Below are 15,926 nucleotides of genomic sequence, written 5' to 3'. Positions count from 1 at the left end.
CGCGATATTTGGACTATCGCTTGGGGATTTGCAAGGCCCGAATATAGCGAAAATTCAACCTTTTCGGATCGCGCTTAAACCGGCCTCAGACCTCATCCCCGTCGCTGTCGGGCATATCCGCCTCGGTCATCTCGATCGGGGAAGATTTGTCTGTGTCGGTCGGGGTGTCCCCCGCCTCATTTGCCGGTTCAGGCGTAGGCGCGGCTGACGATTCCCTAAGCGTCTCCGGATTACGCAGCCAGACGTCGCGTTGGGCGAACGGAATCTCGATACCTTCGTCGGCAAAGCGCCGGTTAATCTCGTGATTCATGTCCGATTTTACCGAAAGCACCCAGTTCACGTCGCGCAGGATGGCCCGGATCTCAAAATCCAACGAATCCGCACCAAATCCCTGAAACACGACACTGGGCGCGGGATTGGCCAAAACCATTGGGTGCGCATTGGCGACTTCGCCCAGTATCTTTTCAACCAGTTTGGTATCCGTCCCATAAGCGACGCCAACCGGAACAATGACACGCCCGATGGTATTGCCGCGCGTATAGTTGGTTACAACGCCGCTGATCAGGTCAGAATTGGGAACGATCACATCCGTACGATCAAACGTCTCAATCCGCGTAGACCGGACCGAGATGTCGCGCACGTAGCCCATCATCCCGTTAACGTCGATCCAATCCCCTTTTGAAATCGGACGTTCGACCAGCAGGATGATCCCAGACACGAAATTCGAGACGATGGTCTGCAACCCGAAACCGATCCCAACGGACAAGGCACCGGCGACAATTGCCAGCGAGGACAAATCGAACCCGGCAACCATAATGGCAACCAGCGCGGCCAGAAAAATTCCGATATACCCGGTGCCGGAAACGATCGCGTTCTGACCGCCGGGGTCAATGCTTGTCTTTGGCAGCAAAGAATTGCGCAATCCGCCTTGCAGCATTCGGGTCAGGCCGTATCCGATCAGGAACACAATCACGAAGACGAAGAAGTTGCTTGGCGATATCGTCACTCCGCCGATATCAAAACCCAGCAACAGACGTGACCAAGCTTCAAGCAAATCGGTCTGACGCGCCCCCCAGTAAAGGGCAAGGATCGGCAAAGCAAAGATAGCCAACGCGAAACCGACCAGAACCGAAAACAGCGAATCCCAGACAGCTTCGCCCTGCCCCGTGATCCAGCCGTAGACCTGCGTAATGAAGCGCTGAAAAATGACCAACGCAGCAATCAGAACCAGCGTTTTTACTGCGGGAAAGACTATGGCTTCGGCCGCATTTGTATACCCGAAGACGGCCAGAACAGGTGTCGCAATACCCAGAAGCAACAAGGCGCGCCGCAGGAATTCGACCAGTTGGCTGAAGCCTGCCGCCCGAGCTACACTTGGGGCTTCGGCCTCGTCTGGTTGCGCGTCATTGGTCCGGATATGGCGCACCCGAAGCAGCAACAAAGCCGTGGCCACGATGACAGGAAAACTAACTACTGCACGCGTGGAATCCGAGATATTTTCGATCTGCTCGAACAAGACGGCCAGTTCATGAAGGATGAGCATCGCAGCCAGCAGATCAATATAGACGCGAAGTTCCTTGATCCTGGCAGCGGACAGACGCTTGAACCCTCTGGCCTGCCCCATCAGGTATACTTGCCGCCCGATCCAGTCATAAAAGAAGATAATTCCGGCCCAGTATGGCACTTCCTCAAGCAGCAAGGTGCCCCGCACACCCAACACCCCGGTCAGGTTAATTGCGACAACTGCGGCTAGGACGCCCAACCACGGCAAGATGATCCGCAACAGGGATATCACAAAAGTCCAGACGCCCGTGCCAGAGCCCCCTAACTTCCGCAGGTAATCACCGCCCTTTTCCGACCAGTGCCGCCCGAAAATCAGCAACACCGCCGATATGACCAAAAGGACAAATATCCCCAACCCGCGCTCTCTCATTTGCTCGCGGGCGACATCCGTTCTCAGGTTTTCGGTTATTTCATTGATCAAGCCACGGGCGGCTTCTTTCACGTCCACCCAGGCAGGTGCCCAATATGTAGGATTAAGAGGCGACGGACCTCGTTCCAACAACTCTTTGGTCTGACGGTGCCGGATAATCTGGTCTATTTCACTGATAAGCCCGTTGGCCCTGCTATACGCCTCTTCGGATACAACACGCGGCACCCGAAGGCTGTTGAGCTGTTCTTCCAGATGCGCACGGATCGTCGCAATGTCTTCGGGTTCAGAGGCGTCACCCTCAGGTTCTGGCCCCAATGCCTTGAGTTGACTTTCCAGCGTCTGAATACGTTCAGTATTCGCATCCCGCGCGCGATTAAAGACCTCTCGGTACTCGTTGATTTCAGAACGCAGGTTCTCCAAAGCAGCATTCGAAGCGCGGTTCGCTTCGATTACCGCTTCGGCCCGGTCCGCCGTGCTGATCCAGCCCTGGTAATACTCACTTTGCCGGTCGGTCAGTTGGGCGGCAACAGGGCCGCCCCAAACGGCCAAACAAACCGTTACAAGGGCAAGAAACAGGCGGACCTGCCGCGGCATCATACGTCCTCGAACACGCCAGGAATGCTGCGGGGGGCTTCGGTCATCCAATCAGGCACCGGCAGCTCTTTTTCACGCAGGAATTCCGGGTTGAACAGTTTGGACTGATAGCGTGTGCCATAGTCGCAGAGGATCGTCACAATGGTATGGCCCGGCCCAAGATCCTTGGCCAGACGCACGGCACCGGCCATGTTGATTGCGGTCGAGCCGCCCATGACCAGACCTTCCTCGCGCAGCAAACTAAAGATGTAGGGCAGCGCCTCGTTATCTGTCATCTGATAGGCATAGTCGGGCTTGAAACCCTCAAGGTTCTTGGTGATGCGCACCTGACCGATCCCTTCGGCGATCGAGCTGCCCTCCATCGCGATTTCACCGGTAGTGTAATAGGAATAAAGCCCCGCGCCCATCGGATCGACCAGGCCGATCTTGACCCCTTTAGGCTGCAAAGCATCCGCGACGCCTGCCAAAGTCCCACCGGAGCCCACGGCGCTTACAAAACCGTCAACCTTGCCGCCGGTTTGCTCCCAGATCTCTGGGCCAGTGGTTTCCACATGCGCCTGACGGTTTGCCACATTGTCGAACTGGTTGGCCCAGATCGCACCATTGGGTTCGGTCTGCGCCAGTTCCTCGGCCAGTCGGCGCGAGTAATGCACAAAGTTATTGGGGTTGCGGTAAGGCGCGGCGGGAACCTGCACCAGTTGCGCCCCGGCAAGCCGCAGCATGTCCTTCTTTTCTTCGGACTGGGTTTCCGGGATCACGATCACGGTCTTGAACCCCATCGATGCCCCAACCAGCGCAAGGCCGATTCCGGTGTTTCCTGCGGTGCCTTCGACAATGGTTCCGCCGGGCTTCAGCTCACCCCGCGCGATGGCGTCCTTGATTATATAAAACGCTGCGCGGTCCTTGACCGATTGGCCGGGGTTCATGAACTCGGCCTTGCCAAGGATTTCACACCCGGTTTCTTCGCTGATGCGTTTCAGCCGGATCAACGGCGTTTTTCCTACTGCGTCAGCAAGGTCTCGTGCAATGCGCATGGCACCCTCTTTTCTTTACATATCAACGAAGATTTACAGTCGACGCGCGACAACCACAAGCCGCGATAACTATGCCCGCAAACGGTTCTTGTGACGCGCCAGCCAATTGGCCAACATCAACAGGGGTAAGTCCTTGAACCCATTGTTGTCCACACGGTCCATGAACTCGGCAAATGGCAGAATTTGAGTGCGAATATCCTCGCCTTCCGAAGCGACCCCACCGTTTTCAACTGTCTTGGTCAGATCGGCCAGTCCGACATAAAGGTGAATGTACTCGGTTGACGACCCGCTTGAGGAATAAGCACCCCCTACATATTCCAAGCTGCTCAGGTCTACTTGCGCCTCTTCAAGCACTTCTCGCTGCGCCGCCTGCGCGGGGGATTCTCTGGGGTCAATCATTCCTGCCACCGGCTCCCACATCCAGGGTTCGGGATCGTCAATCAAGTAAACCGGGGCTCGGAACTGCTCCACCAGCAGGACCGTGTCCCTTGCAGGATCATAGGGCAACACCACGACAGCGCTGCCCTGCATCAAGGCGCTGCGATTCAGGACCGGCCCCATGGTTCCGTCATGCTGGCGGTGCTGCAATCGAATCTCGTTCATGCCGAAATAGCTTAGGTACGCCCGTTCATGCTGATGCAGAACGACATCTGACCCAACATCGCGCAGATCACCGGTCTGTCGACGCCGCGCGGCCATTCGCGCCCACGCCCGGGTTCGGATCGACGGAAAGCAGCGTGCGACCGCTTTGGCATCCATCCGACCGTAAAAGCTCATAACCTCCTGAGCTGCGGCGATCGACAACTCCCCCCACTGATCGATCCAAGCTTGCAAGGACCAGCGGTCGCCGGGAAACCACAGATCGGGTTCGGGGAAAAAGACGCTTGCCTGCGTTTGCGAACCGTCTTCCAAATGGATCGTTTGCGGGCTCAGGTCATAATCGAACCCGCCTTCATAAAACACCAGACGCCGCAGGTCTTCTGGACCCAGCCCTTGCACCAGCAGACCGTCTGCTTGGCCGGATTTTTCTTTGACGATCATCGGAAATGGCTGCCCATCTACGCTGTACACTGCGTGCCCCGGTAAAGCAGCCTGCTTTACCTCAAGACGTGACAATGGACGACCCAATACCAAATCCAACAATGGCAGGTATCTGAGCGTTCCGTAGAAAAAGAGATTAGACAAAGAAGAAGTCTCGTTTGCAGACAGGAATTTATCGCCAGCGGCGGCTGGCCTCTTCTGTGGCAAGGCCTGCCACCACCCCACCGATAGCCAAGGTCAGCAGGATTTCGGACGTCAGAAGCAATTGACCATACTCAATACCGATCTGGAAAATCGCCAACAGGGCTTCGAATGGGCCATTGTATCTGTGGCGCATCGCCAGACTGAACATTTCGTAACAGCCTTGAAGGAACAGCCCCCAGAAAACCAAAGTGGCAATTCCCGTCATGCCGTTATTGATCGCCGCAGTCCATCCTTTGCCCGCGCGCTTACCCATGACGGTCCAGCCACAAACAACGCCCAAAACCATGTTAACAAAGGTGAAAGCGCCGTAATCTTTACCCTCTTCCCCATTCTCGATGATCATGCTCGACACGAGAAATGCCACCACCAATAGACAGATGGCGGCAATAAGACGTGAGGCACTGGGCATTGGGCAGATCCGTTAACTATGCTGGTTTTGCTACGGTAATCTGTGTCACATCGCAATTGCCGGTGTCAAAGGCTGCGCCGCAGGCGGTCAAATAATAATTCCACATGCGGCGAAAACGCTCATCAAATCCCATTTCTGAAATGACATCCCATTTGTCGTTGAATGTCTCGTACCAGCGTCGCAGGGTCAGATCATAGCTCTTGCCAAATTCCTTTGATGTCACGACGTTCAGCCCGGCTTGCGTGACCTGCTCTTTCAACACCGAAGGTGCCGGAAGCATTCCACCCGGAAAGATATATTTCTGAATGAAATCAACACCATTTCGGTAGACGTCCCACCGATGATCAGCCACGGTAATGATCTGCAATGTCGCCTGCGCGCCTGGTTTAAGGCGCTCTCTCACAGTTTCGAAATATGCTGGCCAATATTTCTGCCCAACCGCTTCGAACATTTCAATCGACGCGATGCCATCGTATTGGCCCCGCTCGTCGCGATAGTCCTGAAGCTTGAACTCGACCAAATCAGAAAGCCCGGCTTTTTCAATTCTTTGCCTGGCAAACTTCAACTGCTCTTGGCTAATCGTCAGCCCTGTGACCCGCAAGCCACGCTCTTTCGCAGCGTATTCCGCGAATCCGCCCCAGCCGCAGCCAATTTCAAGAATATGATCACCCGGCTTTGCGCCCATTTCATCAACTAGACTGGCGTATTTCGCCGTCTGCGCGTTTTCGAGACTTTCCTGCCCCGTCTCAAACAAGGCGCTGGAATAGGTCATCGTATCATCCAGCCATAAGGCATAGAAATCATTGCCCAAATCATAGTGGTACGAGATGTTCTTCTTTGCCTGTTTCCGGCTATTGCCATGCAACCAGAACCGTAAACGTTCATAGGTCTGAACAAGGAACTTGCCGGTAAAGTCGTCATAGACCGTTTCAGTGCCCAAATGCACAAGATCCATGAAGGACCGCAGGTCTGGGGTGCTCCAGTCTCCTTCCAGATAGGCGTCGGAAAAACCCAGCTCTCCTTCGCGGATCAGTCGCGCGAAAACGTCGGGGTTGTGAATGTCCACCCGTGCGACCGGTCCGGGCTTGGCGCCCTCGGTTCGAAAAATGCGGCCATCCGGCAGAGCGATATCAAGCCGCCCGGATTCCATCTTGTTCAGCATTTTCAGAACTTGCGCGAAATACCTCGGCAGGCCCTTTTGCCCTTCTGTTGTCGTATGGATCATCCGCTTTCCCCTATGCGGTTGTTGTTTAAGGCTAGGGCGAGTTTGTGTTTCTGGCAAGTTTTCAGTTCCTTAGTGGTTTTTTAGGCCTTCATAAGCCGCAAGTGCACGTGCGCGACCGGCAGGCAATTCAACAATCGGGTTGGGATACAAATCGGTCTCAGAGATGCCCCAAGAACGTGGAACGGCGTCAAAATACGCACACGCCGTCACGGGTGGCGTTGGCTGCCCTTCGGCAATCCAACGGCGCACATACTCCCCGCTCGGATCGAATTTTTCCTGCTGAGTCAGAGGGTTAAAGATACGGAAAAACGGAGAGGCATCAGGCCCCGAGCCTGCAACCCACTGCCAGCCCATCGCGTTACAGGCTGGGTCCCAGTCGATCAGACAGTCAGCAAACCATTGCATCCCAATTTTCCAATGCGTCATCAAATGCTTGGTCAGGTAACTGGATGTTATCATCCGTGCCCGGTTATGCATCCGGCCCGTGACGTACATCTGGCGCATCGCGGCATCTATAACCGGAATTCCGGTTCTGGCCGTTTGCCAAGCAATCACCTCGGGGCGAGTGGCGTCCGTATTCCACGGAAACATCTCCCACTCTGGTTTCCAATTCTCTGCCAACAGGTGTGGCGTATGGAACATCAGGTGGTAAGCGAACTCTCTCCACACAAGCTGGCGCAAGAAGGCATCGGTCCCTGACACTCCAGTCATCGCCGCGTTTTGAACGGCGTGCCAAACGGAGCGCGGGCTTATTTCCCCCAAAGACAGATATTCAGACAGATTGGACGTTGCATCACGATCCAGCCGATCCCTGTTTTCAGAATAATGCGCAATCCGGTCCAGAAAGCCTTGAAGCGCTTCGAACGCTGCGGCTTCGCCTGCCTGCACATAAGGGGCCACGATTGTCGCCCCACGGTTCATACCTTGGGCCAAATTCCACTCTGACAGATCGTCTGAATCCGGCCAACTCTGCGGACCCCGCAACGTTGCAGGCGCAGGTTCAGGCGGCGCGACGTCCCGAACCCGTACTGCCCGCCACATTGGTGTGAAAACGCGGAACGGCTGACCCGCTTTGGTCGCAACGGTCCAAGGCTCGAACAGCAGATGACCGGTGAAAGACTTTGCCTCGATGCCCTGCTCTGACAATCGCGACTTTACATCCGTGTCCCGAGTAATTGCATCGGGATCATATGCCCTCGTCCAGTGTACGGCTGTTGCCCCTGTCTGCGCGATAATATCTTGCAGAACCGCAAGAGCGCGCCCGCGACGCAGAACCAAACGACTGCCCAAACTGTTCAGCGCTCGCGCCAGCGTATCTACGCCCAATCCCAAACGCCATTTGGGTGCAGCCCCGAGTGCTTCGGCCTGATCGTCCAGAATAAATAAGGGAATGACCGACCGCCCTGAGGCAACCGCAGCCGTCAGCGCGGGATGGTCCGACAGGCGCAAATCCCGTCGGAACCAAACAATAATCGGTGGCCGCTCGTTTTCCATTTTTGCCCTGTTTTCTTCGATCTACGAAACAGGGCTGAAAGTGGATCACAAAACAGCGTCAAGTGCATTCAATAATTGATCAATTTCCTGTTGAGAGGTGTAGTGCGTAAAGCTGACGCGCAGCACGCCTTGGGTTAGATCAACCCCCATCGCCTTCAATGGCCGCACTGCATAGAAGTCGCCCCCGCCTGCCATGATACCGTATTTCACGAGATCAGCCGCCACCGACTCGGCGTTGCGCGTAAGAGCCAGTGCCACCGTCGGCGCGCGCCGAGTGGCATCGGAGGTTCCGATCAGCCGAACGGCATTCCGATCCTTGACTGCGTCCAGAACCGGCTGAAGCAAGGCCACTTCCTGCCCGCGCATGAGGTCATGTACAAAGGCACCGCGTTCAGTGGCGTCGCCATCCGGCCCGTTGTGATGGTCACACAGAAGGTCGACATAATCCGCCATACCTGCGCTCGCCGCGATTTGCGCATGGTCGGGGCCAGCGGGCGTAAATCGTTTATACAGCACATCCGCGTTGAAATAATGCGCCTGATTGGGCAGCAGTTCTCCAAGAGATTTCCGGATCACCATGCAGCCCTGATGCGGTCCATAGGTTTTGTAGGCGGAAAACAGGTAAATATCCGGCCCAAGGTCTCCGACATTCGGAAACCCGTGCGGCGCGTATGAAACACCGTCGACGCAAACGAAAGCGCCCGCCGCATGTGCGATGGCCGTGATTTCGGTAACCGGATTGATCTCACCGATCACGTTCGAACAGTGGGGGAAACAAACCAGACGCACCTTTTCATCCAGCAAGTGTTCAAGATCGTGCGGGTTCAGCGACCCGGTCTCGGGGTCGATCTGCCATTCGCGGACCTCAATGCCTTCATCCGCAAGCCGCCGCCAAGGACCTGAATTCGCCTCGTGATCCTGATTGGTCACGACAATGGCGTCGCCCGGCTTCATCCACTGGCGAAATGCCTGTGCCAGAACATAGGTGTTTTGAGTGGTCGACGGGCCAAAACTGAGTTCATCAGTTTCAACGCCCAGTATGGTCGCCATCCGGCTGCGGGCCTCGTCCATTTCTTCCCCCGCCAATCGGCTGGCTTCATAGGGACCATAAGGTTGAACCTTGCGTTGGGTATAATATCGGCTCAGCCTGTCGAGAACCGGTTTGCAGGTGTAAGAACCGCCTGCATTCTCAAAAAACGCCTGCCCCTGCAGGCTAGGTTCGGAAAACGCCGGAAACTGTGACCGAACAAAGTTGATATCCAGAGTGCTCATGGCACGGGCCTCCTTGATCATGCACTTAAATCCATGAGGAGCCCGCGCATGATTTCGGTCCCCTCGAAAATCATGGCAGGTCTTCCAGCCCAGCCTGTGCTTTGGAAACACCGGCAGCCCTTGCTGATCACAAGGACGGGGCCAAATTGCCCAGAACACCGTTAATCGTCAAGCGGGCCCTCCTTCACGACAAAAAAAGCCGGGCGTTTAGACCCGGCTTTGCAACGTGAATTGGATAAATTAGCCCTGAACCTTGGTGTAGGTCCCCTCGCCCGCAAGAATACCGCGAAAGCCGCCCGGCTCATCCAAACCAAAAACGATCAGCGGCAAGTTGTTATCCCGTGCAAGCGCGATGGCCGATGCATCCATCACCCGCAGTCGCTTGGCCAGTACATCGTCATAGGTCACCGTGTCATAGCGCACGGCATCTGAGTGTTCTTTGGGGTCTTTGTCATACACGCCATCGACACCGTTTTTGCCCATGAAGATCGCCTCGCACGCCATTTCGTTGGCGCGTAGCGTCGCGGCGGTGTCGGTGGTGAAATAAGGGTTTCCGGTTCCGGCCGCAAAAATACAAACCCGCTTTTTCTCAAGGTGACGCACGGCGCGGCGGCGGATGTAGGGCTCACAGACCTCATCCATCCGAATGGCCGAGATAACGCGGGTAAATACGCCGACCTCTTCCAAGGCGGACTGCATCCCAAGCGCGTTCATCACGGTCGCCAGCATTCCCATATAATCAGCGGTCGTGCGTTCCATCCCCTGTGCCGAACCGCTTAGGCCGCGGAAAATGTTGCCGCCGCCAATGACCATGCAGATTTCGACGCCTAGATCGTGAACCGATTTCACTTCTTGCGCGATACGCTGAACGGTCGGTGGATGCAGGCCAAAGCCTTGATCCCCCATCAGTGCCTCGCCGGATATCTTCAGCATCACGCGCTTGTACTTTGTTTTAGGGGGTTCAACTGTGTTGGTTGTCGGGGAATGGCTCATGTTGCGCTCCGGGCTGGCACGGGTTTAATTCCGGCGCAAAATGAAGCAAAACCTCGGCGGGTTCAATGCGGATGGTAAGGAATGAGGCGTGCCGGGATGACCAATGGCAAAACTCTGCAGACCCTGGGTCGCCTGCCCAAGATTCCGGATGGTGTTCCGGTGCTGATCGCAGGCCCGACGGCGTCTGGAAAATCCGCCCTTGCGTTAGAGATCGCCGAACAGTTCGGCGGCGTCATCGTCAATGCGGATGCCAGTCAGGTATATGACTGCTGGCGCGTTATCTCGGCCCGTCCCTCAGTCGAAGAGGAGGCGCGCGCACCGCACGTGTTATACGGCCATGTCGCATTCGATCAGGACTATTCAACGGGTCACTGGCTGCGCGACGTCAAACCGATATTGGCGGACGGTCAACGCCCGATCATCGTAGGTGGGACCGGGTTGTATTTCTCGGCCCTCACCGAAGGTATGGCAGATATTCCAGCCACGCCCGCCGATGTGCGGGCCGAGGCGGACAGGCTGGACTTGTCCACCCTTATGGATGGGGTCGACGCCGAAACTTTGGCGGGCATCGACACGCAGAACCGTGCCCGTGTTCAGCGTGCCTGGGAAGTGCAGCGGTCCACGGGCCGAAGCCTGCGCGACTGGCAGGCCGACACACCACCCCCGATACTACGGCTACACGACACCGTACCCATCGTCTTTGACGTGGACAAACAATGGCTTCTGGACAGGATCACGCGGCGTTTTGACATGATGCTGGACACTGGCGCGCTTGAGGAAGTGGAAGCGATGCGCGACAAGTACGATCCCACGCTTCCAGCCTGTAAAGCCATCGGCGTACCCGAGCTTATGGCCTACCTTGAAGGTCATATGTCGTTGCAGGATGCCCGTGAGCGCGCAACTATCTCGACCCGGCAGTTTGCCAAGCGGCAGCGGACGTGGTTTCGCGCAAGAATGAAAAACTGGAATCGGGTAGATTTCTCAAAGTGATACCTTGTGCAGGCTGAACTCCAAGATCTGCGTTTCCAACGGCCCCTCAAATTTCCCCGAATCTCCGCTGCTGACGCAGCCAAAGAGGTACAACGGCGCACGTTAACCGGACATTGTTGCTAACAAACTCTGGCCACCGATGTCGCTTTTGTACCTCGAATGACGATTTCGAACATTGACCTGATTTAAATTCTGGTGCCGAATGTCCCCATGGGGGTGTTCAAATTCCGAAAAACAAAAACCCGAGAACCTGCTGCCCGACGTGTTCGGGTCTGAGCTGTTCGAAACTCTATCAATAAAAATACTATGTCACAGGGAGAGACATAAATGGAAAACCAAACAATCACCGGAGCACCGATGCACTGGGCGGCAGAAATGCATGCGCAAGAGTATCGGGACGGTAAACTTAGTCGGCGCGAATTCATGGCGCGCGCAACTGCATTGGGGGTCGCCGTTCCGGCCGCTTATGGCATGATTGGCCTACAGTCACCTGCGGCAGCCCAAGAACCCCAGCGTGGCGGTACTATTCGCTATCAGATGGAAGTGCGCGCCCTGAAAGACCCGCGCACCTATGACTGGACACAGATTGCCACCTTCACCGCAGGCTGGCTGGAATATCTGGTCGAATACAACAATGACGGCTCGTTCAAGCCCATGCTGCTGGAAAGCTGGGAAGCAAACGATGACGCGACCGAGTACACGCTGAATGTCCGCAAGGGCGTCAAGTGGAACAACGGCGACGACTTCACCGCCGAAGACGTTGCGCGCAACATCGAAGGCTGGTGTGACGCAGGGCTCGAGGGTAACTCGATGGCGTCACGCATGGCATCGCTTGTAGATGAGAGCACCCAGAAAGCCGCAGACGGGGCCATCACTGTTGTCGACACTCATACCGTTAAGCTGAAATGCAGCGCCCCGGACATCACGATCATTCCGGGCATGGCCGACTATCCGGCGGCTATCGTGCACAGTAGCTTTGACGCAAATAACATGCTGGCCAACCCTGTCGGCACGGGCTTCATGATCCCAGAAAGCCACGAAGTTGGCGTCAAAGGTGTTCTTGTACGCAACGAAGAATTCGAATGGTGGGGCTATGAGGCCGGCAAAGGCGGCTACATCGACCGGATCGAGTTCATCGACTACGGCACCGACCCTGCGGCATTCCTGGCTGCTTATGAGGCCGAAGAGATCGACATGAACTGGGAGTCGGTCGGCGAGTTTGTCGATATCTTTGACAGCATCGGTCTTGTGCGTTCGGAAATCCCGTCGGGCTTTACCATCGTAATTCGTCCCAACCAGTTGGCCGAGGATGAGAACGGTAACAAGATCTACGGCGACAAGCGTGTCCGTCAGGCTCTGGCCATGGCGGTCGATAACGAAGTCTGTCTGGAACTTGGGATGTCAGGTTACGGCATTCCCGCCGACAACTGCCACGTTGGCCCGATGCACCCCGAGCACGACTCGGCTGTAACCCGCATCCCGTATGATCCTGCAGCGGCGAAAGCCCTGATGGACGAAGCGGGCATGGGCGACTTTGAGCATGAAGTTCAGTCCATTGACGATGACTGGCGTCGCAACACCACAGCGGCCGTCGTCGCGCAGCTTAACGACGCGGGCATCAAAGCCAAGCATACGATCCTGCCCGGCTCGACCTTCTGGAACGACTGGACCAAGTACCCCTACTCGTCGACCAACTGGAACCACCGTCCGCTCGGCACGCAGGTTCTGGCTTTGGCTTACAAGTCCGGGGTGGCCTGGAACGAGTCCGGCTTTGCCAATGACGAGTTCGATACGCTGCTGGCCGAGGCAAACTCGATCGCGGATGTCGACCAGCGCCGCGAAGTGATGGCCAAGCTGCAAGCGATCATGATCGACGAAGGCGTCGTCATCCAGCCATACTGGAGGACCGCAATGCGCCACCACCGTGACAACATGGTGGGCGTCGAAAAGCACATCGCGGATCTGCCGCAGCTGTATAAGTTCGGCATCGTTTCCTAAGCCAAAAAAACACAAGGCCGCGCCTACCGGGGGCGGCCTTTTCGTCCTGACCACGGCGACCAGAAAAACAGCGATGCGTGCGGTAAAACCACCGACACGCTAGCCTACCAACAGGGGCTACCATGGGACTTTTCATACTAAGGCGCGTCGGCATTATGCTGTTGACCGCACTGTGCCTTACCTTCCTGGTCTTCTTTCTGACCAACCTCTACCCGAACCTTGAAAAGCTTGCGAAGACGCAGGGCAATTTCAGGATGTCGGACGAGCAAGTCGAAAGCTTTCTGGAAAAAGGCGGATACCTTCAGCCAACGCCCATAAAGTACGGCGAATGGCTGGGTGTCTTGCCTTCTTACAGACACACGAATGAAGACGGCACGGTGCAAGGCAGATGTATCCTGCCCGGCAAAACAGCCGAAGAATCTCCGAATTTCTGCGGGATTTTGCAGGGGTATTGGGGATATTCGACGGTCTTCAAAGAAGAAGTCTCAACTGTTGTTGGTAACCGGCTTGCGCTTACGGGACGTCTGATGTTCTGGGTCATGCTGTTGATGGTTCCATCCGCTTTGATCCTCGGAATTCTGGCGGGCATGAAAGAAGGGTCAGCCACCGACCGGACCCTTTCGACCTTTGCGATCACCACCACGGCAACGCCGGAATATGTGTCTGGTGTTATCTTCATCGCGATCTTCACCTCGTCTGCCGTCGGGCTGAAATGGTTCAAAGGGACCGCCACGCAAGCGATGGAAAATCCAACGTTCGAGAACTTTTTCCTGCCAGTGTTGACCATTGCCCTATACGGGATGGGTTACATTGCCCGCATGACCCGCGCCTCGATGACCGAGGTGATGACGGCGCAATACATCCGAACCGCGCGCCTGAAAGGTGTGTCGTTCCCGAACATCGTTATGAAACACGCACTGCGCAACGCGCTTATCGCGCCGTTCACCGTCATCATGCTGCAGTTCCCATGGCTGCTGAATGGCGTGGTAATCGTCGAGACCCTGTTCAACTACAAGGGCTTTGGCTGGGCGCTGGTGCAGGCGGCGGGGAATAACGACATCCAGCTCTTGCTGGCGATATCGGTCGTGTCGGTCTTTGTGGTGCTGGTGACGCAGCTGATCTCGGATATCGGCTATGTCTACCTCAACCCGCGCATCCGCATTTCGTAAGGAGGGATAGATCATGGAACCACTTACCTGGACCGGCTCTATCGCCTTCCTGAACCCGTTACTGGCCATAGCCTTGGCGCTGATGGTTATTTCGATCTTGGCCTGGATACTGGCCAGCATCATCCTGCCGGAACCCCAGATGACCGTGAACCCAGATGGGACGCTGACGTCTGGATCGGGTGTGAGAAACCTCATTCAAACCGTGCTGCGCTTTAGTTTTCTGGCAAGCGTCGGGCTGGGCGTTGCCTATATCGTTCTGGGCGTCCTCATGGGAACAAGCGCCGGTATCATCGGGGCCATGGCCCAACAATTCCTGCCTGTCTGGTTGTCGCTGGTCCTTCTCTACGCCATGTCGATTGCATTCAAACGTAAGCTGGGTCTGTACGGTAAACTGTTTGACAGCCCGATTGGTATGATCGGCTTTGGGCTTGTGATGTTCTGGGTGTTTACCGGCATCTTTGGCGCGCTTGACCTGATCGTGACACACGACCCGCTCTCGCAGGTTTCGGGGATGAAAAACAAAGTACCCGGGACACCTCTGCCCAGTATAGAAGACGGGGAGTACGCCTGGTATCTGCTAGGGGGCGACAATCTTGCCCGGGACGTGTTCAGCCGTATGGTCAAAGGGGCGTGGATCGTTGTTCAGATTGCGCCGCTGGCAACGATGTTTGCCTTCATGGTCGGGATCACGCTGGGCCTGCCCGCCGGTTACTACGGTGGACGTCTGGACACGCTGCTGTCGTTCCTGGCGAACCTGATCCTGGCCTTCCCGGTGATCCTGCTGTTCTACCTGCTTGTGACGCCCGAGATCGTGGCAACAGGTGTGCCGAACTATATGGCCGCTATCCTGTTCATCTTCCCGATCATCTTCCTTGGTGTGCTTCTGAACTCGCGCTATTACACAAGGCCGACGTTCCGCACACCGCTATTGATTGGTGTTCTGGGTGTTGCGCTGTGGCTGTATCTGTCGCTGATCTCAACGAATGGCTACATCGTAAACACGGACAACTACAGCATTTGGGGACTGCCCACCTATCTGGACCTTTTTGATGTGCCCGGAGGGATTTTAGTCGTCTTTGTGTCGGTGGTTTTTGTAAACTCACCAACCGTGTTCCGTATCGTGCGCGGTTTGGCGATGGACATCAAAACCCGCGACTATGTCGCTGCGGCTCAGACACGCGGTGAAGGGCCGTGGTATATCATGCTGTGGGAAATCCTGCCCAACGCGCGGGGTCCGCTGATCGTCGATTTCTGTCTGCGGATTGGTTATACCACCATCCTTTTGGGGACTTTGGGTTTCTTTGGGCTGGGATTGCCACCGGAAAGCCCGGATTGGGGATCAACGATCAACGAAGGGCGTAAGCTGTTGTCGATCTATCTGCACCCCGCCCTGCCGCCTGCCTTGGCCCTGTTGTCTTTGGTTCTGGGACTGAACCTGTTGGCGGATGGTTTGCGCGAAGAAAGTCTGAAGGACTGATTGTGATCGAAGGCCGGGGGCTTTGCCCCCGGACCCCCAGGATATTTTTAGCCAGATGAAGGGGATCCCCTGACTCTCGCGAGGAGTAAGCAA

Annotated in this window: 12 protein-coding genes; 4 read left to right on the top strand and 8 right to left on the bottom strand. The window is 56.0% G+C overall.

The genetic code is table 11. The features are described 5' to 3' along the window. Positions 1-85: 85 nt before the first annotated feature. From GOX75_RS03570 to pyrH, 8 genes are all read right to left on the bottom strand, one after another. Positions 86-2,527 (bottom strand): DUF3772 domain-containing protein, encoded by a 2,442-nt coding sequence (locus tag GOX75_RS03570; protein WP_254428683.1) that lies wholly within the window; start codon positions 2,525-2,527, stop codon positions 86-88. Then, on the bottom strand, positions 2,527-3,561 hold the full coding sequence (locus GOX75_RS03565; RefSeq protein WP_171121221.1) for a cysteine synthase A: 1,035 nt from the start codon (positions 3,559-3,561) through the stop codon (positions 2,527-2,529). Before GOX75_RS03565 ends, GOX75_RS03570 begins: the two co-directional genes overlap by 1 nt. A 69-nt stretch (positions 3,562-3,630) precedes the next feature. Next, positions 3,631-4,746, bottom strand: a complete 1,116-nt coding sequence (locus GOX75_RS03560; RefSeq protein WP_171121220.1) for an NUDIX domain-containing protein — start codon at positions 4,744-4,746, stop codon at positions 3,631-3,633. Between the two features lie 28 nt (positions 4,747-4,774). Next, on the bottom strand, positions 4,775-5,215 hold the full coding sequence (locus tag GOX75_RS03555; protein WP_171121219.1) for a TrgA family protein: 441 nt from the start codon (positions 5,213-5,215) through the stop codon (positions 4,775-4,777). Positions 5,216-5,231: 16 nt separating this feature from the next. Beyond that, positions 5,232-6,440 carry a cyclopropane-fatty-acyl-phospholipid synthase family protein gene (locus GOX75_RS03550; RefSeq protein WP_171121218.1) on the bottom strand — a complete coding sequence of 403 codons (1,209 nt, stop codon included), beginning with the start codon at positions 6,438-6,440 and terminating at the stop codon, positions 5,232-5,234. Positions 6,441-6,509: 69 nt separating this feature from the next. Further along, on the bottom strand, positions 6,510-7,934 hold the full coding sequence (locus GOX75_RS03545) for a deoxyribodipyrimidine photo-lyase (protein ID WP_171121217.1): 1,425 nt from the start codon (positions 7,932-7,934) through the stop codon (positions 6,510-6,512). Between the two features lie 45 nt (positions 7,935-7,979). Continuing rightward, the gene (locus GOX75_RS03540) at positions 7,980-9,206 is read right to left on the bottom strand and encodes an aminotransferase class V-fold PLP-dependent enzyme (protein WP_171121216.1); all 1,227 of its coding nucleotides are present in this window, start codon (positions 9,204-9,206) and stop codon (positions 7,980-7,982) included. A 240-nt stretch (positions 9,207-9,446) separates the two neighbouring features. Continuing rightward, positions 9,447-10,199 carry a UMP kinase gene (gene pyrH / locus GOX75_RS03535; RefSeq protein WP_171121215.1) on the bottom strand — a complete coding sequence of 251 codons (753 nt, stop codon included), beginning with the start codon at positions 10,197-10,199 and terminating at the stop codon, positions 9,447-9,449. A gap of 96 nt (positions 10,200-10,295) precedes the next feature. Between pyrH and miaA the strand changes: the two genes are divergently transcribed. The 4 genes from miaA (at position 10,296) to GOX75_RS03515 (ending at position 15,833) form a co-directional block, all read left to right on the top strand. Then, positions 10,296-11,189 carry a tRNA (adenosine(37)-N6)-dimethylallyltransferase MiaA gene (gene miaA / locus GOX75_RS03530; protein ID WP_171121214.1) on the top strand — a complete coding sequence of 298 codons (894 nt, stop codon included), beginning with the start codon at positions 10,296-10,298 and terminating at the stop codon, positions 11,187-11,189. Positions 11,190-11,516: 327 nt separating this feature from the next. After that, positions 11,517-13,187: an ABC transporter substrate-binding protein gene (locus GOX75_RS03525; RefSeq protein ID WP_171121213.1), complete on the top strand. Its 1,671-nt coding sequence runs from the start codon at positions 11,517-11,519 to the stop codon at positions 13,185-13,187. Positions 13,188-13,309: 122 nt separating this feature from the next. Next, positions 13,310-14,356: an ABC transporter permease gene (locus GOX75_RS03520; RefSeq protein ID WP_171121212.1), complete on the top strand. Its 1,047-nt coding sequence runs from the start codon at positions 13,310-13,312 to the stop codon at positions 14,354-14,356. Between the two features lie 13 nt (positions 14,357-14,369). After that, positions 14,370-15,833 (top strand): ABC transporter permease, encoded by a 1,464-nt coding sequence (locus tag GOX75_RS03515; RefSeq protein ID WP_171121211.1) that lies wholly within the window; start codon positions 14,370-14,372, stop codon positions 15,831-15,833. The last annotated feature ends 93 nt before the right edge of the window (positions 15,834-15,926 follow it).

It is taken from the genome of Ruegeria sp. HKCCD7251, assembly GCF_013031165.1.
Taxonomy (GTDB): Bacteria; Pseudomonadota; Alphaproteobacteria; order Rhodobacterales; family Rhodobacteraceae; genus Ruegeria.
The sequence above is the reverse complement of the archived record's forward strand: the minus strand, read 5'-3'. Positions and strand labels throughout refer to the sequence as shown.